Source organism: Empedobacter sp. GD03797 (assembly GCF_029842105.1).
In the GTDB taxonomy this organism is placed as follows: Bacteria; Bacteroidota; Bacteroidia; order Flavobacteriales; family Weeksellaceae; genus Empedobacter; species Empedobacter falsenii_C.
The window spans coordinates 64,441-82,928 of record NZ_JAOCFS010000002.1; the positions used below are offsets into that span (position 1 = coordinate 64,441).

At 30.1% G+C, this 18,488-nt stretch carries 18 protein-coding genes; 6 read left to right on the forward strand and 12 right to left on the reverse strand.

Going from position 1 to position 18,488, the window contains the following annotated elements:
- Nucleotides 1-52: 52 nt before the first annotated feature.
- The 4 genes from N5D90_RS02230 to N5D90_RS02245 all read right to left on the reverse strand — a co-directional run bounded on the left by N5D90_RS02230 (nt 53) and on the right by N5D90_RS02245 (nt 2,973).
- On the reverse strand, nt 53-661 hold the full coding sequence (locus N5D90_RS02230; RefSeq protein ID WP_280061432.1) for a hypothetical protein: 609 nt from the start codon (nt 659-661) through the stop codon (nt 53-55).
- A gap of 204 nt (nt 662-865) precedes the next feature.
- Nucleotides 866-1,474 carry a fumarylacetoacetate hydrolase family protein gene (locus N5D90_RS02235; protein WP_038334221.1) on the reverse strand — a complete coding sequence of 203 codons (609 nt, stop codon included), beginning with the start codon at nt 1,472-1,474 and terminating at the stop codon, nt 866-868.
- A 3-nt stretch (nt 1,475-1,477) separates the two neighbouring features.
- Nucleotides 1,478-2,236, reverse strand: a complete 759-nt coding sequence (locus N5D90_RS02240; protein ID WP_180904396.1) for a 3'-5' exonuclease — start codon at nt 2,234-2,236, stop codon at nt 1,478-1,480.
- Nucleotides 2,233-2,973 carry a phosphatidylcholine/phosphatidylserine synthase gene (locus tag N5D90_RS02245; protein ID WP_280061433.1) on the reverse strand — a complete coding sequence of 247 codons (741 nt, stop codon included), beginning with the start codon at nt 2,971-2,973 and terminating at the stop codon, nt 2,233-2,235. The genes N5D90_RS02240 and N5D90_RS02245 overlap by 4 nt, the downstream gene beginning before the upstream one ends.
- Nucleotides 2,974-3,078: 105 nt before the next feature.
- Between N5D90_RS02245 and N5D90_RS02250 the strand changes: the two genes are divergently transcribed.
- The gene (locus N5D90_RS02250) at nt 3,079-4,179 is read left to right on the forward strand and encodes a PorV/PorQ family protein (protein ID WP_260392450.1); all 1,101 of its coding nucleotides are present in this window, start codon (nt 3,079-3,081) and stop codon (nt 4,177-4,179) included.
- 97 nt (nt 4,180-4,276) lie between these two features.
- Here N5D90_RS02250 and N5D90_RS02255 read toward each other — a convergent pair whose 3' ends face one another.
- Nucleotides 4,277-6,703 carry an outer membrane beta-barrel family protein gene (locus tag N5D90_RS02255; protein WP_260392449.1) on the reverse strand — a complete coding sequence of 809 codons (2,427 nt, stop codon included), beginning with the start codon at nt 6,701-6,703 and terminating at the stop codon, nt 4,277-4,279.
- A gap of 236 nt (nt 6,704-6,939) precedes the next feature.
- Between N5D90_RS02255 and N5D90_RS02260 the strand changes: the two genes are divergently transcribed.
- Complete coding sequence (locus N5D90_RS02260; protein WP_280061434.1) at nt 6,940-8,700, forward strand: VanW family protein; 1,761 nt, start codon at nt 6,940-6,942, stop codon at nt 8,698-8,700.
- Here N5D90_RS02260 and N5D90_RS02265 read toward each other — a convergent pair.
- From N5D90_RS02265 to pafA, 6 genes are all read right to left on the reverse strand, one after another.
- Nucleotides 8,643-9,476, reverse strand: a complete 834-nt coding sequence (locus tag N5D90_RS02265; RefSeq protein WP_280061435.1) for a sulfurtransferase — start codon at nt 9,474-9,476, stop codon at nt 8,643-8,645. The two genes, N5D90_RS02260 and N5D90_RS02265, sit on opposite strands and share 58 nt — an antisense overlap.
- An 84-nt stretch (nt 9,477-9,560) precedes the next feature.
- Complete coding sequence (locus N5D90_RS02270; RefSeq protein WP_038334203.1) at nt 9,561-10,337, reverse strand: hypothetical protein; 777 nt, start codon at nt 10,335-10,337, stop codon at nt 9,561-9,563.
- A 69-nt stretch (nt 10,338-10,406) separates the two neighbouring features.
- Complete coding sequence (locus N5D90_RS02275; protein ID WP_280061436.1) at nt 10,407-11,576, reverse strand: porin; 1,170 nt, start codon at nt 11,574-11,576, stop codon at nt 10,407-10,409.
- A 53-nt stretch (nt 11,577-11,629) separates the two neighbouring features.
- On the reverse strand, nt 11,630-12,691 hold the full coding sequence (locus N5D90_RS02280; protein ID WP_280061437.1) for a linear amide C-N hydrolase: 1,062 nt from the start codon (nt 12,689-12,691) through the stop codon (nt 11,630-11,632).
- A gap of 83 nt (nt 12,692-12,774) precedes the next feature.
- Nucleotides 12,775-13,197 carry a transposase gene (locus tag N5D90_RS02285; protein WP_280061438.1) on the reverse strand — a complete coding sequence of 141 codons (423 nt, stop codon included), beginning with the start codon at nt 13,195-13,197 and terminating at the stop codon, nt 12,775-12,777.
- Between the two features lie 265 nt (nt 13,198-13,462).
- Nucleotides 13,463-15,109, reverse strand: coding sequence for an alkaline phosphatase PafA (gene pafA / locus N5D90_RS02290; protein WP_280061439.1), 1,647 nt, complete (start codon nt 15,107-15,109; stop codon nt 13,463-13,465).
- Nucleotides 15,110-15,212: 103 nt separating this feature from the next.
- On the opposite strand from pafA, the gene N5D90_RS02295 reads away from it, so the two are divergent.
- Nucleotides 15,213-15,665: an SRPBCC domain-containing protein gene (locus N5D90_RS02295; protein ID WP_180904388.1), complete on the forward strand. Its 453-nt coding sequence runs from the start codon at nt 15,213-15,215 to the stop codon at nt 15,663-15,665.
- A gap of 50 nt (nt 15,666-15,715) precedes the next feature.
- On the opposite strand, the gene N5D90_RS02300 is transcribed toward N5D90_RS02295, so the two are convergent.
- Nucleotides 15,716-15,922 (reverse strand): hypothetical protein, encoded by a 207-nt coding sequence (locus tag N5D90_RS02300; protein ID WP_038334195.1) that lies wholly within the window; start codon nt 15,920-15,922, stop codon nt 15,716-15,718.
- A 135-nt stretch (nt 15,923-16,057) separates the two neighbouring features.
- On the opposite strand from N5D90_RS02300, the gene fumC reads away from it, so the two are divergent.
- From fumC to N5D90_RS02315, 3 genes are all read left to right on the forward strand, one after another.
- Nucleotides 16,058-17,455, forward strand: a complete 1,398-nt coding sequence (fumC, locus tag N5D90_RS02305; RefSeq protein ID WP_038334188.1) for a class II fumarate hydratase — start codon at nt 16,058-16,060, stop codon at nt 17,453-17,455.
- 130 nt (nt 17,456-17,585) lie between these two features.
- Entirely contained in the window at nt 17,586-18,020 is a 435-nt protein-coding gene (locus N5D90_RS02310) for an antitoxin Xre/MbcA/ParS toxin-binding domain-containing protein (protein ID WP_038334185.1), read from the forward strand.
- A gap of 2 nt (nt 18,021-18,022) precedes the next feature.
- Nucleotides 18,023-18,475, forward strand: coding sequence for an RES family NAD+ phosphorylase (locus tag N5D90_RS02315; RefSeq protein WP_280037933.1), 453 nt, complete (start codon nt 18,023-18,025; stop codon nt 18,473-18,475).
- The last annotated feature ends 13 nt before the right edge of the window (nt 18,476-18,488 follow it).

Here is an 18,488-nt window from a genome sequence, read left to right on the forward strand (position 1 = left end):
TGAAATTATTTTTAATAAGCAATTTTACGATAATAAAAATTAAATGAAAAGTTTATAAAATGTTATTAATTGAATCTGGTAAAAGAGGTTTTATGAATTCTCCAGTATCCTTTAAAAACTTTCTATTCTCTTCTTTAGAAATCCATGTAAAAATTTTACCACCAAATGATTTAAACCAATTTTTCTTATTTAGTATTTGACTTTGAAATTTAAGTTTTTCTATTTCATTATGTAATTCTCTTAAATTATTTTTTAAATTTTCTTTATCTTCAATTTCAGCCTCTAATTTTTCATTGAATTGTTGTTCAAGGATATCCAATTTTTCTTTTAAAGTTTCTATTTCATCTTTTGAGAAATTGTCTTCAGAAATGTTTTCAAAATTTTGATTTATTTTGTTAATTTCTTCTTCAATTTCATTTATTCTTCTAATTTCTGGTGAGATAGTTATTTCCTCCCATAAATTAATAAGCCAATATTCTAACTCTTCAAATAAATCTGATTTTCCTTTTAAGTTCAGTTCTTCTTTAATAGAAAAATTTCCAGGAGAAGTAGTTCCTGTAAATTCATATTGTTTAATTTCTATTTCTCTTTCACCTGCTAAGATTCCACTTCCATATTTTTCAGTTTTGATAATTCTTGAAGCATATTGTGGAATTTTCACTTTGAAATAATATTTATCATCGTAGATATAAATAATATTTAGATATGGATTTTTGTAAAAAATTTTAAAATCGTTACTACTAAATTTATTATTATTATCAATTTTAGATTTAATTTCAATAAGAAATGTGTTATTAATCATTTTTAGATTATTTATTAATTAAATTTTACGATTAGTTTAGTCATGAAATTAATAACATTTGAGTTACAACACTTTTATTTCGAATACTTTTTCATCATTCAAATAACCTTCTAAGGTATCTTTTGAATTGATTTTAGAAACTCCAGCTGGCGTTCCTGTAAAAATTAAATCGCCTTTTTTCAAGGTAAAATATTTAGAACATTCTGCAATCAACGTATTGATATGAAAAATCATATCTTTTGAATTTCCTGTTTGCACGTTTTCTCCATTTCGATCTAATTTGAACGCTAAATTCTCTAAATCAAAATTTTCTTTTGGATAGAAATCCGAAGCAAATGCAGAACCATCAAAAGCTTTTGCAATTTCCCAAGGAAAACGTTTTTCTTTTAATTCTTGTTGTACATCGCGCGCTGTAAAATCAATACCTAAACCGATTTCTGAGAAATAACGATCTGCAAATTGAGGCTGAATCATTTTTCCAACTCGATCAATTTTAATCACAATTTCCGTTTCGAAATGAACTTCTTTCGTAAAACTTGGAATCACAAAAGGAAAACCTTTTCTCAAAATTGCAGAATCTGGTTTCATGAAAAACATTGGAGATTCTGGAATTGGATTATTTAATTCTTTTGCATGTTCGACGTAATTTCGTCCGACACAAATAATTTTCATCGCTTAAAAACCGTTTTGTAATTTGATTCGTGTAAAAACTTTCTTTGTATATAAAGGAAAATCAGCATTCTGAATCCACGAATAATAACCTGGATCTTTCGCAAAAATATCCGTCACAACTTGTCCTTTATATTTACCAAACGAAATAATTTCTTGGTCTTTATCATTGTACTGAATAAATCCAGCTAAATCAGCCGTTTTACGTTGAGATGAAAATTCGCTCAAAAATTTATTGTCATTTTCAAGTTCGTCATATTTCTCGATTTGCGCCATCAAAACTTCGTAAGTCGCAATTGTGTCAGCTTCCGCAGAATGTGCATCAATCAAATCTTTATCACAATAATACTTATAAGCAGCGCTCAAATTACGAGGTTCCATTTTATGATAAATCACTTGCACATCAATTGGACGATGTTTTGATAAATCAAAATCAAACCCGTTACGCAATAATTCTTCTGCCAAAAGCGGAATATCAAAGCGATTTGAATTGTATCCAGCCAAATCAGAATCTTTAATCATTTCCATAATCGCAGGAGCAAGCTCTTTGAAAGAAGGCGCATCGGCAACATCTTCGTCAGAAATTCCGTGAATTAAAGTTGTTTCTGGTGGAATTGGAATTCCAGGATTAACTTTCCAAGTTTTTACTTCTTTCGATCCATCTGTCAAAGCTTTTACGATAGAGATTTCGACAATACGGTCTTTTGAAACATTAGTTCCTGTTGTTTCTAAATCAAAGAAACAGATATTTTTAGTTAATTTCATTTTGTAATTTCTTTTCTGAAAATGATTGAGATGATGATGTACAATAAGATGATTAGCGGAATTGCAGCGACTTGCAACCAAGCCACTAAACCTAATGTAATGATTAAGAAAATGTATTTATAATAATTTTCTGCCCAACTCAATCCTTTAAATTTTAAGGCAAATAATGGTAAATCGACAATTAATAAAACACTAAATACAATAGACACGATAATTAATAAATACGGATCAACAGATGGATTTATAATTTGTCCATTATTGTAATAGATTGAAAATAATGAGAAAATAAATAAGGTATTTGATGGCGTTGCCAAACCTTTGAAATACGTTTCTTGATCTTCATCTAAATTAAATTTGGCTAATCGTAACGCCGAAAAAGCAGGAACTAAAAAGGCGAATAATGAAATTGCAGCAATTTTTAAATTCTCATTTTCATAAATAAAATCAGTTGAAAAATGATTAAACATCGAAAATAACATCAATCCTGGCACAACTCCAAACGAAATACAATCTGCCAAAGAATCTAATTCTTTTCCAATCGGGCTACCAATATTCATTAATCGTGCAACCATTCCGTCCAAAAAATCGGCAACCAACGAAATCAACATCAAAACCATCACAATTGTAACTGTGGTAGTTGTGATTTGAGCATTGCTCGAAATCATGAAAATGGCTGATAATACACCACAAGAAAGATTAAGTAGTGTTAGAAAATTTGGAATTGTAAATAATTTCATAAATGAATTTTTCATCACAAAAGTACAAACAAAAATTAATCTGAATCCTTTTTAAACACAATAAAACCACTATTTTTGAGTTTTTATATTCGTAATTCATCAATTTTGAAAAAGACATTCCTTATATTATCTGTTCTGGCAAGTCAATTTGCTTTTTCTCAAACCACACGCAAATATTCGAACGAGTTTTTGAATATTGGTGCTGATGCGCGCTCGTTTGCAATGGGTAATGCGGTTGTGGCGAATATTGGAAATGCAAATGCGGCTTATTGGAATCCTGCTGGATTAACGGAAATCACTTACGATTGGGAAGCTGCGGCGATGCATGCCGAATATTTTCAGTCGATTGCGAAATTTGATTATGCAGCGGTTGCAATTCCGTTGAGAGAAAGTAATTCTACGATAGCTTTTTCGTTTACGCGTTTTGGTGTTGATGATATTTTGAATACTACGGAATTAATTGATAATCAAGGAAATATTAATTACGATAAAATCTCTAAATTTTCTACAGCAGATTATGCTTTGACGATGTCTTATGCGGGAAATGTGTTCAACAATAAAGATATTCAGTTTGGCGCAAATGCTAAAATTGTTTATCGACATATTGGGAAATTTGCGCAAGGATTTGGTTTCGGAATTGATCTTGGTTTGCAATATCGTACTGATAATAAAATGTATTTTGGTTTGATGGCGCGCGATATTACAACGACTTTCAATGCGTGGAGTATTAACAAAGAAAAGTTAAAAGAAATTACAGTTGACGAGCCAAGTAACGAAGGTGAGCCAACAATTTTGAATGATTTGCCAGGAGAAAATATCGAATTAACAATGCCTAAATTACAATTTGGAGTTGGAAAACGTTTCGATTTTAATGAACGAGTTTCGCTGTTGGGAGAGATTGATATGAATATCGAATTTCAACAAACTAATGCTGCAATTTCTGGAAAAGGATTTTCGATTTCGCCACAAGTTGGTCTTGAATTAGGTTATGATGACATGGTTTTTGTACGTGGAGGATTGAATAATTTACAGAAAATTTCGCAATTTGATGGGAAAGATAAAACTCAAATTCAGCCAAATGTTGGGGTAGGTTTCAAATACAAAGGAATTTCGATTGATTATGCTTTAACAAACTTTGGAGACAGTGGCTTGGGATTATATTCTAACATTTTTTCTGTTCGTTTCGAGATGGATAAGTGGAGATAAATTTATCATTTAAAATATAATACAATCAATTCAATTTGAATTTTTTAATAAACAAAAAAGACTGCAATTTGCAGTCTTTTTTCATGTTATTTATTTTTTATAATCTTGATTTTATTGTACTATTTGCTTCATCAATTTGTCTTGATTTTTTCAGTTTTTGATTTCCAAATTTGTATGATAAACTAACTGAAAATTCTCTGTTGTATTGGTTTTGCCAAACATTATTGAAACTTCCATTTTCTTGTTTACTATTTATTGTTGTGACATTTGTATTGAATAAATCATAAGCTTCGAACATTAAAGTCCAATTATTCCATATTTTTTTGATATTTACATCAAAACTATGTTGTTTTCCAAGTTTCCCTAGTTCGATTTCTAAAGGTGATAGATACCAATAATTAACACCTAAAAACCAATCTTTTTTCGAAGAAAGTCGTATTGTATTATCTAATTTAAAATAAATATTCGATGCTTGACGATCAACAACATAAGTCGAAATTTTTTCTTCAAAACCAGGTTTTTGAATATAGGTAGGATCACTATCGACAATCCCTCTATATGCTTGATACATATAAATAAACATATAATTCGCAGACCAAATTCCGTTATAAAAACTCTTATTCATTCCAACCGAAAGGTTTAATGATTTTTTGTTCCCATAATTCATTCTAATGTAACGCAAAAACTCTGTTGTTTCACCTGTTTCAAGATTTTTTACTGTTCCTTGCAAAGGCAATTGACTTGTCGCATCGTCAATATATTCAAATTCTGCATTGAAAAAATAAGCGCTTTTATACAAATAATTTAACTCTTGTTTATAGAATTTAGAACTCATCATAAATGGATTGTTCTGAATATAATTTGTCTGAGTAAGATAAACTCTTGATGGATTCAATTCCCAAAAAGCTGGTCTACGAACGCGACTCGAAAAAGAATAACTGACATTATGATCTTGATGAATCACATAATTTAGAGATAAATAAGGTAAAATATTGTTGTAATTATTTTTGAATGAATTATTCTTATCAAGAATATCGCCATTCGTTTTTGTAATTTCTAATCGTGTTCCAATTTTCCCTGATAACTTTTCAGAAACTTGTTTTTCAAAAGTTAAATACAATCCAGCAATGTTTTCTTTGTATAAAAAATGATTACTCAAAATTTCATCTTTGATAAAATTATCGTTCACAAAACTCTCTTGTTTAGTATCATTATCCGTTTTTGTGAATGTATAACTTCCTCCAAATAACCACGTATTTTCTTTTTTAGTTTTTAGCGTATAATCAGCATTTGCACTAAAATTATTGATAATTTGAGGTACATTTTGTCTGAAGATTTCAACATTTTCATTATCTACAGGGATTGTTGTATTTGTACTTCTCATCTCTCGTTTATAATTAAGAAAAGAAGCATTTGTAACTAATTTACTTCCCAAACTATCAGTTCTTATTTCGTGATTTAAGTTGAACGAATGATTTCTTGTTTGAGCATTTTCGAGATTAATTGTTTGATTTTTAAATTCATGATTATAAAAATTATCTAACTTAAATTTTGAATCAAAACTCTTATTGTATCTAAAATTATAGGTTAAACCAATATTCTGATTTTTAGCTAATTCATAATCAAATCCTACATTTCCGCCAACATTCTTATTTGGATCATCTACAATTCCTCTCGATTCATTGATAAAATGAGCATTTCCATTCGATAAAATATTTTTCTCTCGAGATTTGTTATTTCCAATATAAATCCCAGAATTAATTGCCAATTTATCTTTTCTATAGTTTAAACCAGCATTCAATCTTTGACTATTAAAATAAGCCTGTTGATCTACAATTCTCACATTTCCATTCAAACCGTTTGTTGTCGTCGTTTTCATCACAATATTAATGACTCCAGTATTTGCTTCAACAGAAAATTCACTTCCAGGCGTTGTAATGACTTCAATTTTCTGAATATTTTCTGATGGTGTATTTTTCAACATTTCTATCACAGCTTCATTATCCATATTAGATTTTCGTCCGTTGATGTAAATAATAACGTCAGATTTATTCAGAATTTTAAGATTTTTCCCATCTGTAGAAGAAACTAAAGGCGTTTGTTTAAGCAGATTAAACGCGTCATTTCCTTTTGCAACAGGAGAATTTGAAACATCGAAAACAAATCGATCAGCTTTTTTCTGAAAAACTTTTTTAGCAATTACAACTTCTTTCAAATCAATATTTGGCATATTAATTTTGAATGATTTTGTTAATTCAGCATTAATTTCTATTTTTTCTTTATAAATCGTATCAAAATTTACCAAAATCGCAAAATCATACTTTCCAGCTTCAACTTGTTCAAAAACAAAATTTCCTTGTTCGTCTGTAACATTTGATAGTTCAGATTTTTCATTCAATAAAACAATTTCAGCTAACGAAATTGGATTATTATCTTTTTCATTCAATACTTTACCCGAAAATTTTGTTTGTGCCATTACGGTGCAACTCAAACATAATGCAGATATATAAAATAGATGTTTCATAGTGTTAATTTTATTATAGACGTTAATTCTTTTAAATAGTTACATGACAAAAACTATATTTTTATCAAAATTGTAATTTTATTCATCAAATAACTTTTACAAATCTATATAAAATATACTACTATGCAAAACAAAGTACTAAAATAAATTAACATATTTAATAATCACTAATATTAATAATTATTGGAAGTCAAAATTTTTATAATTTTATAAATCAACAACCTAAATCTACTATTTTGAGTCAACCAGAACTTATAGAACAACATAGTTTTACGAAAAGTCTTATTTTTAAATTAAAATCTTCTGTTTTAATTGGTCTTCGTGGGCTGAAAAATATTCAAGATAATCCTACAAAATTTCAATTTGATTCAAAATTAATTGATCAACCGATTATTGCATTTTCTGAAAGTGAACTTTGGAATCCAAATGACACAAAAGAAAATTGGATTTTAACAGCTGGTAAAATTCAGAATCTTCGAATTGCTTCTCAAAAAATTAATGGTTTAGAAATTAAAGCCAACGAAACATTTAGCTTTTGGAAACATATTGGTAATCCAAATTATGGTCAAGGTTATGTGGTTGGTCGAGAAATAAAGGAAGGTTGCATTGTACCAACGATTGCTGGAGGTTTGTGCCAATTATCTAATGCGTTGTATGATGCGGCTTTGAACGCAAATTTCGAAATTATTGAGCGTCATAAACATACCAAAATCATACAAGGTTCGTTGGCGGAAAAGGATCGCGATGCGACTGTAAAATGGAATTATATTGATTTACGTTTTCGTTCGGCTTATGATTTTAGAATCGAAACTGAATTAACTTCTACTCATTTAATTGTTCGCTATAAAAGTCAAAATAAAGATTTAAAATTATCAGAAAATATTGATAGTAAATTGGCTTTCAATTTTTTAAATGATTGTTATTCGTGTGGAAACGATAGTTGTCATCAACATGAAGATCAATCACATAAAAATCAACATATTAAAACGACGACTTATATTTTGGATGAAAAATGGCCAGAATATGATGCATATATTTCGAAAAATATAAATGAGAATGATCGTTTTATATTTTCGATGAAAAAGAATTTTTTCGTCAAAACGAATCGCTATAATTGGAGTTTTTCTTCTCATAAAGATAGCAAGACAACTTTATTTTCTGGAATTTATAGAGCTTTGAAATTACGATTTTCCAAAAATAAAAATCCATTCGAACTATCATTACAACTAGATGAAAAAATAGCAAATTCTGCTTCAAAATTAATTCCAATCGAAAGTACTCATTTAGTTATTAGTCAAAATTTATTGCCCTTTATTTATAAAAACGGAATGTTAGGCGGAAGAACTTTTGATGTTTTGATGACAAGATTACCTATTGAAACTTTGCATGAAAGATTGGATTATTCACATTTCATTTATCCAGAAAGTAAGACTTTGAAAGATTTTAGAGCAAATAAAAATTTAATTGATTTAGAAAATAATGCGTTAAACAAAGCGCAAAAAATTATTAGTCCACATACAGATATTCAGAAAATGTTTCAACATAAAATTGTGAAACTTGATTGGAATATTGAACAAAATTTGAATCAAAAAACTGGGAATAAAATTCTTTTTCCTGCTTCTGCAATTGGTAGAAAAGGAGCGTATGAAATGCGAAAATTAGCAAAAGAACTCAATTTAAAATTGGTAATTCTTGGACGAAATCTCGAAATGGATAATTTTTGGAATGATGTCGAAGTTGAAAAATTTAATGGAAATTATGATGAAATTGATTTAATCATTTATCCAACAATTATCGAAAATCAACCACGACAACTTATAAAAGCTGTTTCTTATGGAATTCCAATTATTACAACAACCGCTTGTGGTTTACAAGAAAGTGAAAATGTAAAAGTTGTAAAATTAAATGATTATAATTCGTTGAAAAAAGAAGTCGAAAATTATCTTTTAATCGGTAAGTTTTCGTCAGCGCCCCATTCAGACCAAGAACCATCATAAACTCTTACCTCATCAAAACCGGCAATTGTTGAAGCTAAGGCTAGGATAGAAGCTGTAATTCCAGAACCGCATGAAAAAATATTTTCTTTGGATGAATCTGTCAATTTTTCGAAAATAGATTTTAGTTCTTCTTTTGATTTATATGTTGTACCAGCTAAAACATTCTCAAAAAATAAATTCTTAGAAGTTGGAATATGTCCGCTTCGTAAACCTTGTCTTGGCTCAGGGGAAGTACCCTTGAAACGCCCTTCTGATCGAGCATCTATAATCATTTTCGACTCATCATTTATTGCATTTAACATAACTTGTGTGTCAGCAAACCAATTCGATTGAAAATCAGCAATAAAGTTACCTTTTACATTAGGTTGAAAATAAGTAGAAGTTGTGTCAAAATTATTTTCTTGCCAAAGAGTTAATCCGCCATCTAAAACATATACTTCTTTGTGTCCCATAGCTTTGAACATCCACCAAACTCTCGGACTAGAATAAACGCCCCAACGATCATAACAAACAATGATAAAATCTTGATTAATGCCCAAATGTTGAGCTTCTTTTGTAAAAGTTTCTTCATCAACAAGTGTATGAGGAAATTGCGAAGAATGATCAGAAAATTTTCCTTCCAAATCAAAGAAAAGAGAATTCGGAATTAATTCTAATTCTTCATCTTTAATCGATTTTCCAACTTTATCAATCGTACAATCTAAAATAATTAAATTTTTAAGAGGTAAATTATCTTGTAATTCTTGTGCTGATATGATTGGCGAATTGAAAGTCATTTCTGTTTTATTTTTTATAAAAGTAAAAAAACGTTATCATTAATAGATAACGTTTTCTATATATTTTTCAGTTTGATTTTAAAACTATTTTATATTAAATCCGACTTTTATCATCGGTCCAAACATATCCATATCATAAACAAAATTGGAATTATTACTTCCTTTTTCGTAGTCCATACTTATGATTTGATAGTCCGCCATTGCGTAAAATAAATTAGAGAATTGATAACCAGCCAATCCTTCTAATTGCCAAGCTAATTTTGATCCAATTCCAAATCCTCCAATTTCTCCAGAAACATTATACAAAAACTTTTTGTTTGGTAAATTTCTTGTTCTTGCAACCAACATAGGATCTACCCAGGTTTTAGAAAGATTACGATCTAAATGCATTGGTTTTAAAGAAATTGGATTGATTAGATTTACATCAAATCCAGATTTAATATTTACAAGGTTCATACTAATTCCAGCTTCTAACCAAGGAGTTATTTTTCTCAATAAACCAGCTTCAAAAGAGAATTGTTTTGATGTTAATTTGCCATCCAAAACTAAAGGATCTTTTTTAACATTTGCAGCTAAAGAAGCATAAATAATATCAGATGTAATTACCCAATCTTTATTTTCGGCTTCAAAAGTTAACATTCCGGCAAATTTCAAATGCTCAAAAAAGTCTGATGGAGATTGACTTACATGTACATTCGGAAGTCGAGAAACACTCGCTTTTCCTTTCATGTGTGGCAACATCATATTTGGTTCTACTTTGAAATGCCAAGAATTATCGGATTGAATTGAGTCTTGAGCAAAAGTTTGAGTACTTGATGCTAATAGAATTAAAAATGTGCTTTTTTGAAAAAAGTTAAACATGATTTTTTAAGTTTCGTTTTATTAATTATTTCAAATAATAGAGAGAAAAGTTAAGTTAGTTATGGTTTATTATAGGTTAAGTTTCTTGTTAAATTGTCTAGATAAATCTAGTTTCATTCCCAATGTAAAAACGCTTTGTTCTTTTTTACCAGCATAATTTTTACCAAAAGAGATGCGCTGTTCTGTATACAATTGTACATATTTCATCGGATGATATTCTAATCCGGTAATCAAATCACTTCGTCTGAATTTTTTATCAATACTAATATTTTCAACAGATTTCTTTGTTTCAGGAACATATAAATTATAACCTCCTAAAATTGAAAATTTATTTAGTTTATATTTCATAGCAGTTTCAAAACCTTTTGCATCAAAAACATAAGAAGGATTAATTGTATTTTCAGATTGATATGAAATAGGTGTAAAATCTCCATTTTGTTGTAAGATTCCAAGTAGACTAACATCAAATTGTTTACTCGTATATTTTGAACCAATTGAATAAAAAGTTGGATGTCCAGATAAACCTAGAATATGATTATCATCAATTAAGTTTTGAGCTATAAAAGCACGGTTAAATGCAGCTCCAATACTAATATTTTGATTTAATTCTAATTGAGCAGAAAAACCAAAACCATCAATAATTTTATCATCATTTCCACCTTTTGTTTGGATTTGAGCACCAAATTGAAAAGCTTTAATTTTATTTCTGTAAATTATTGATTGATCTGCTCGTCCTGTTCCTAGCAAACCTCCATCTGTTCCACCTGTAAAAGTTGCAGAAGCGCGTCCTCCAAATACATTAAAACGATCTGTATAAGCTGTAACATCTCGGTAAACACTCCATTGTTTACCAAATGTTATTTTACCATATTTAGACAAATCAATTCCTAAGTAACCCAAGCGATTACCAAAAACTTGTTGTTTTTGTTCTGAAACAATTGTCAAAAGATCACTATCTAGATTTCCATCAACATTAAACGACGAGTTTCCTTTGAACATATTTATTTGTAATTCAACACCAGCTACAAATGCAATGTTTCCTTTTTTTAGATTAATTTCAATTCCAGCACGAGAGGCATTTTCTTGTAGCTCCATTACTTTATCATGCATAGCAAGATGACCTCTCAAACTAGTGTAAGGTCTTATCGAAATATCAATTGAATCATTCGATTGTTGAGCATTAACAATAAATCCAAATAATAGAAAGGCAGGTATAAAATGTTTGTTATTGGCAATCATATTGAATGTTGATTTAGAACAATTTGTCAAAAAATATTAATTAATTTTTCGATCTAAATTCCAACAAATGTAAATGGTTTTGCATCACTAAAAAGTTGTGAAGTTTCGCCAGCATATGTTTCATTTTTGCTAACGCTTAATCGTTTTGTTTTTGCATTTTTACTAAAATCAATTTTCTTTAAATCAACCCAAAATGTATTTGGAGTTTTTGTAGTTTCAAAGTAATAAACAAGATTTTTGTGATCTGAAACTGATCTCCATCTTGTAGATGATATGTTAGGTTCTGCTTCTGAAGAAATTCCTAACGGAACCGATACATTTCTAATAACACTAAAAACACTTGCAATAGAAGTACGAGTATCAGCGGTTTGCGGAATCGCATTTATGTAATATGATGCTCTTACGTAACGATCAGCAGCTCTGTTAGTTCCTGGTAACATGATTGTTCCTGGAATTCCTTTCCAATATTGATTAATTGCTAATTGCTCATCAAAAACTGGAGAATTTGTCATTACTGTATAAGATGGATCGTGGTGTATTTTCAATTTACCATTTACATATTCGAAAATTGCATTGTCTCCATTTGCATCAGAAATTGAAAGATGTAAAGTTGTAAATTTTTGAGTTCCGGGAATATAATCAGAAACAATTACAAATTTTTCTTTTCTCAAATCATCTACTGCTTCTTTTACTGTAGCATAATTATCTAAAACATATTGTGCCCAAGCTGCAATTGTAACACCTGGTTTTGTTCCTTTTGGATTAAATTGCGGATACTGGCTTTCTACTAACCACAAAACATTTGCAACAAGTCCTTTTTCGTTCATGCCATCTGTTGTAGCAATATCCCAAGCACTTGCAATTACACTTCCGTATTTTGAAGTCCATTTTTCCGAAGCATTTCCGACATTACCAGATCGATCTAGACCTCTAGGAAAAACCCAAATATTTGCATCAATTTCATCTTTCCAATCCATAGAACGAGCTGTGATTACAGTATTTTCTGGACCTTTATAGACAACTCTTGTGCATGCATCTACTTGTGGAGATAATAAAAAAAATAGGTTGGTAGAGAATAATGTCAAAGTTAATTTACTTAAAAAAGTCTTTTTCATTATGATGTATTTAGATTGTTAAAATTATTAATTTAATTGGAGAAAATTATACTCTTTTACTAATATTGTGTAGAATATTAGAATTAATTGTATTTAATTATCCATTTATATAATGTTGTTTTTGGAATATTATAACGTTCTATAATTTCTCTCTTACTCATTTTTTCATTTTTAATCTGATCTAAAATAAAATCAATAACCTCTTTGGTGTAAATATTCTTTCTGAATTTTGGCAACGAATTAACATTCGCTTTTTTATTGGTTTTATTCGTTATAACAGGACTATACAACATGAGATGTTGAGAATATAATCTAAACAAATCATATTCTAATAACTTCGACCATCGAAGAAGTAAATCTGAATCTAAACTTGATTTGTTATACATTTCCTCAATTTGATCTTCTTGACATTTAAAGAAATTTAAGATTCTTCCAGTATCTATTTCTTTTACTTGAACAACATTCTTAATAAAACTACCAATATGTATTTCTCTAAAATTTTTCATGATCTTGTAATAATTACGTTCTATTACAAATCAACGAAAAATGTTGATTTATCCTCTAAAACAAATCCCTCATTAATCCCTCTTATTTATATTTTTTTCATTATCAATGATATAAATTCCTGATTTACTAAAATTACGTAATAGATGTTAATCGTTAATTTCTTTAATTCTAAAATATAAATGATTGAAATAGAATAAATAATAATTATAGTAACAAAAAAACGCAACTAATTAAGTTGCGTTTTTAAAATTATCTTTTATAAGATTATTTTGGATTTGTTACTTCAGAAACTGGCTCGCCAATATTTCCGTTTGGCTCTTCTATATGTAGCAATGCTGCAACTGTAGGAGCGATGTCTGTCATATAAACACGATTATTGTTTTTACCATGTTTTATTCCCCAACCCATCAAAACAAATGGAATGTGAGCGTCGTAAGAACCCCAAGTTCCGTGCGTTGTTCCTCCAGCATTTTGTTTTCCGCCGTACCATTGTGGTTCTAAAATATAAGTAATAGCACCGCTACGTTTACGATTGAAACCATTAACCATTCGTTCTTTGATAATTGCAGGAATAGAAGCTTCTCCAATTTTATCCATATCAGCTACGAAAGAAACGCCATCGACTTTTTGCATAAATTTTACGATTTCTTCTTTGATATCTTCTTCGTCTAATTTATTTTGTTCGATTGTTTGATAATTCAAATGAACCTGATAATTTGTCAATGAACGTACAATATCAGCAGCTTTGAATTTCTCTTGTAATTTAGCGTTCAATGCTTTTTTAACTTCTCCAGTTGGGAAATATCCAGCATTTCCTTTTTTATCTTGGAAATACTTTGGATTATGAGCTCCACCATGATCAGCAGTTAGGAAAACCAAATATTGTCCTTTTCCAACTTTTTGATCTAAATGATTAAATAATTGTTCCAAATCTTTATCTAAACGCAAATAAGTATCCTCAGCTTCGATTGTATTTGGAGAAAATTGATGTCCAACATAATCAGTAGAAGAGAAACTAACCGCTAAGAAATCTGTAATTCCTTTCTCGTTTTGACCTAATTTTTCGTTATCAATAATTTCGATTGCGATATCTTTTGTCAACGAATTTCCGAAAGGAGTAGAGCGAATCAAACCTAAACCATTGTCTTTTTTCAGCGCTTTCAAATCATAAGGAAATTGCATTTTATCTAATCCTTTATAATTTTCGCGGTATGGATTTCCATCTTTTTCACTTTGTACATACGTATCAATCGGATAAAGTGTATTCCATTTGTCTAAATATTTTTCAGCAACTTTTTTATCATTGAATTTTTGCAACCATTTTGGCAACTCATTCATATAGAAAGTACTCGAAACCCAATTTCCTGATTCCCCTTCAAACCAAAAAGCAGCATCAGCAAAATGACCTGCAGGTAATATTCCTCCACGATCTTTTAACGAAACTCCATATACTTTTGAACGAAAATTAGTTGCTAATTTTAATTGATCAGTAACTGTAGATGTCAACAAGTTTTTTGGAGACATTTTTCCAGCTTTTGAAGAAGTACCAACCCCATTTACAGCGTCATCTTGCGTACAATACATTTCTTGTCCTGTTGCTTGAATGATAAAATCGTTCCCAGCAATTCCATGAATAGCAGGTACAGAACCCGTATAAATAGTACTATGACCGATAGCTGTATAAGTAGGTATATAAGGAATATAGGTATTTTCGTTACTAAAACCTTCGTTTAACATACGATTGAAACCTCCTGTAGAATATCTATCTTGGTAACGATATAAATAATCCCATCGCATTTGATCGACAACGATACCAACTACTAGTTTTGGACGGCTAACCTCTTGTTGCGCATATAGCGAAAGACCAGCAAATAATCCTAAAACACTTAAAAAAGTCTTATTAAATTTCATTTTAAAAATTTTACAATAGCAAATGTAACAATTAAATTTTGGGCTAAATTTAAATAATAATTAAAAAATTAGTAAATTAAACAAAATCATAAAAAAATAGAGTATGAGTGCAAAGCCTGTAGAAATAGTAGAAATTTTTGATGTTTCAATTGACAAAGTGTGGAATGCTTTGACGACAAAAGCTGCTTTTGATAAATGGTATTTTGATATTGAGAAGTTTGTTCCAGAAGTTGGATTTGAGTTTGAATTTTATGGGGGATCGTATTTACATCATTGTAAAATAGTAGAAGTAGAGCCGACTAAATTATTAGCTTATACATGGAAATATCCAGTCTACGAAGGAAATTCTGTTGTTACATTTATTTTGGATGAATTAACAGATGAAATTGTTCCGCAAACAAAATTAACGCTGATTCATGAAGGAATTGAAACTTTTCCGCCTGATGATAAGAATTTCTCGCGCGAAAGTTTTGAAGCTGGTTGGACGGAAATTATCCGAATTAGTTTGAAAAATTATTTGGAAGGAAATTACGAAGAAGATTCGAAAGTAGAATAAATAAAAAAAGGAACTTCGTCAAGTTCCTTTTAAATTTTTTTAACAGCTTATTATTTTTTGAATAATACTGTGATTCCTTCTTGATTTGGTAAAATCGGACGAGGATCTTCTGCTGTTACTATTCCTGCTTTTTCTTTTCTTAAATTCGCAACCCAAAATGGAATCCAAGAAATAGCCATCGTTGCAAAAAAGATGATACCCCAGAATCCGCATAAAGCGATTGTTAAGAATAATAAGAAACCTAAAAATTGAATCATGATTTTATTTTTATGTGATACAAACTTAGTAAATAAAATTTATAGAAATACTAACATTAATCACTTTTCTTTCATCAAACGATTTCTTAAATTTGTGAGATAAGTAAACAATAATAAATAATAAAAAATACCAAAATGGAATACAGAATTGAGAAAGACACCATGGGGGAAGTAAAAGTTCCTGCAGATAAATATTGGGGTGCTCAAACAGAACGTTCTCGTAACAACTTTAAAATTGGTCCTGCGGCTTCTATGCCTCACGAAATTGTAGAAGGTTTCGCATACTTAAAGAAAGCTGCTGCTTATGCAAATGCTGAATTAGGTGTTTTACCTGTTGAAAAACGTGATGCTATTGCGGCTGTATGTGACGAAATTTTAGCAGGAAAATTAGATGATCAATTTCCTTTAGTAATTTGGCAAACAGGTTCAGGAACTCAATCTAATATGAATGTGAACGAAGTAGTTGCTAATCGTGCGCAAGTTTTAGCTGGATTCAAAATTGGAGAAGGTGAACCAGTTCTTAAAGCGAATGACGACGTTAACAAATCTCAATCTTCTAATGATACTTTCCCAACAGGAATGCACATTGCTGCTTATAAAGCAGTTGTTGAAGTAACAATTCCAGGTGTTGAGCAATTACGTGATACATTAGCTAAAAAAGCAGAAGAGTTTAAATCTGTTGTAAAAATTGGTCGTACACACTTAATGGATGCAACTCCATTAACATTAGGTCAAGAAATTTCTGGATACGTAGCTCAATTAAACCACGGTTTAAAAGCTTTAAGAAATACATTAGAACATTTATCTGAAGTTGCTTTAGGTGGTACTGCTGTAGGTACAGGTCTTAACACGCCAGAAGGATACGATGTTTTAGTTGCTAAATACATTGCTGAATTTACAGGACATCCATTTGTAACAGCAGAAAATAAATTCGAAGCATTAGCTGCTCACGATGCAATCGTAGAAACTCACGGAGCTTTGAAACAATTAGCTGTTTCATTAAACAAAATTGCTAATGACGTTCGTATGTTAGCTTCTGGACCTCGTTCAGGTATTGGAGAAATTATCATTCCAGAAAACGAACCAGGATCTTCTATCATGCCAGGTAAAGTAAATCCTACTCAATGTGAGGCGTTAACAATGGTTGCTGCTCAAGTTATGGGTAACGATGTTGCGATTACAATTGGTGGAACTCAAGGTCATTACGAATTGAATGTTTTCAAACCAGTTATGGCTGCAAACTTCTTGCAATCTGCACGTTTATTAGGAGATGCTTGTGTATCTTTTGATGAGCATTGTGCTCAAGGTATCGAGCCAAATTATAACCGTATCAAAGAATTAGTTGATAATTCATTAATGTTGGTTACAGCGCTTAATACAAAAATTGGTTACTACAAAGCTGCAGAAATTGCTCAAACAGCTCACAAAAATAACTCAACGTTAAAAGAAACTGCTATTGCATTAGGATATGTAACTGCGGAAGAATTTGACGAATGGGTGAAACCAGAAGATATGGTTGGTTCTTTGAAATAAGAAATTTTTAAATCATTATATCACAGAGAGGTTGCTTAGGTAACCTCTTTTTTTGTTAAATTTATTTAAATTTGAGAAAAAGTTCCTTTCTTAAGAGGAAAAATTGTAACTTTAGTAAAAGTTTAGAATTATGGCAACTGTTAAACTAAAAAAATACGAACAAATCATAAATGAAATCCCTGAAGTAAGAGATTTTACGAGTGTTTATTTTTACGTAAATCGTTATAATATTGATCAAAAATACATTCAATATCTTGATGAATTATCAACGCTAAAAGACGAAATAATCTCAAGTTGGTTAAATATCACAACGCGTACCTACAGAAATTACAAAACAAAAGATGTATCTCTTAAAGACAATACAAAAGAGCATATTGTTTTATTGATTTCTTTATACAAGCACGGTTTGGAGGTTTTCAATACAAAAGATGATTTTGAGAAATGGTTAACAACGCCTAATGTTTTGTTAGATAAAAAATCGCCAGCAGATTTTCTTGATACAGTTTCAGGTCTCAAATTTATCGATAATCGTTTAACTGCGATAGAGTACGGAGAAAACGTGTAATAATGTTAGTTTTCAATATTCGTAAAGCGAGATATTCAAAATCATTACAAGCTTCTGGAGTTGCCAACAGATGGAATAAAAATGATGAATTTGTTATTTACACAGGAAGTTCTCGTGCGCTCTCAACCTTAGAATTGGTCGTGCACCGAAGTTCTATTAGCATTGATAATTCGTACAAATTATTAGTGATAGAAATTGATTGTGAAGAAGATGAGATTTATGAAATAAAGAAGTCTAAATTACCTAAAAATTGGCAATCTGTAGAGGCTTATCCCGAGTTACAAGAAATTGGTTCTGCTTGGTATCAAGATTTTAAATATTTGGTCATGAAAGTTCCATCGTCAATTATTCCAAAAGAGTATAATTATTTAATCAATACAAAACATCCTGGTTTTGCTTCAAAGGTTAAAATCAAAGAATTAGAAGATTATAATTGGGATGATCGTTTGTTATAAAAAAAAAAATCGA

Bases quoted from the DNA above. Each gene is read 5' to 3' on its own strand.
- N5D90_RS02235 (WP_038334221.1), bottom strand. From the start codon at position 1,474: ATGAAAATTATTTGTGTCGGACGAAATTACGTCGAACATGCAAAAGAA.
- N5D90_RS02240 (WP_180904396.1), bottom strand. From the start codon at position 2,236: ATGAAATTAACTAAAAATATCTGTTTCTTTGATTTAGAAACAACAGGA.
- N5D90_RS02245 (WP_280061433.1), bottom strand. From the start codon at position 2,973: ATGAAATTATTTACAATTCCAAATTTTCTAACACTACTTAATCTTTCT.
- N5D90_RS02255 (WP_260392449.1), bottom strand. From the start codon at position 6,703: ATGAAACATCTATTTTATATATCTGCATTATGTTTGAGTTGCACCGTA.
- N5D90_RS02265 (WP_280061435.1), bottom strand. From the start codon at position 9,476: ATGACTTTCAATTCGCCAATCATATCAGCACAAGAATTACAAGATAAT.
- N5D90_RS02270 (WP_038334203.1), bottom strand. From the start codon at position 10,337: ATGTTTAACTTTTTTCAAAAAAGCACATTTTTAATTCTATTAGCATCA.
- N5D90_RS02275 (WP_280061436.1), bottom strand. From the start codon at position 11,576: ATGATTGCCAATAACAAACATTTTATACCTGCCTTTCTATTATTTGGA.
- N5D90_RS02280 (WP_280061437.1), bottom strand. From the start codon at position 12,691: ATGAAAAAGACTTTTTTAAGTAAATTAACTTTGACATTATTCTCTACC.
- N5D90_RS02285 (WP_280061438.1), bottom strand. From the start codon at position 13,197: ATGAAAAATTTTAGAGAAATACATATTGGTAGTTTTATTAAGAATGTT.
- pafA (WP_280061439.1), bottom strand. From the start codon at position 15,109: ATGAAATTTAATAAGACTTTTTTAAGTGTTTTAGGATTATTTGCTGGT.
- N5D90_RS02295 (WP_180904388.1), top strand. From the start codon at position 15,213: ATGAGTGCAAAGCCTGTAGAAATAGTAGAAATTTTTGATGTTTCAATT.
- N5D90_RS02300 (WP_038334195.1), bottom strand. From the start codon at position 15,922: ATGATTCAATTTTTAGGTTTCTTATTATTCTTAACAATCGCTTTATGC.
- fumC (WP_038334188.1), top strand. From the start codon at position 16,058: ATGGAATACAGAATTGAGAAAGACACCATGGGGGAAGTAAAAGTTCCT.
- N5D90_RS02310 (WP_038334185.1), top strand. From the start codon at position 17,586: ATGGCAACTGTTAAACTAAAAAAATACGAACAAATCATAAATGAAATC.
- N5D90_RS02315 (WP_280037933.1), top strand. From the start codon at position 18,023: ATGTTAGTTTTCAATATTCGTAAAGCGAGATATTCAAAATCATTACAA.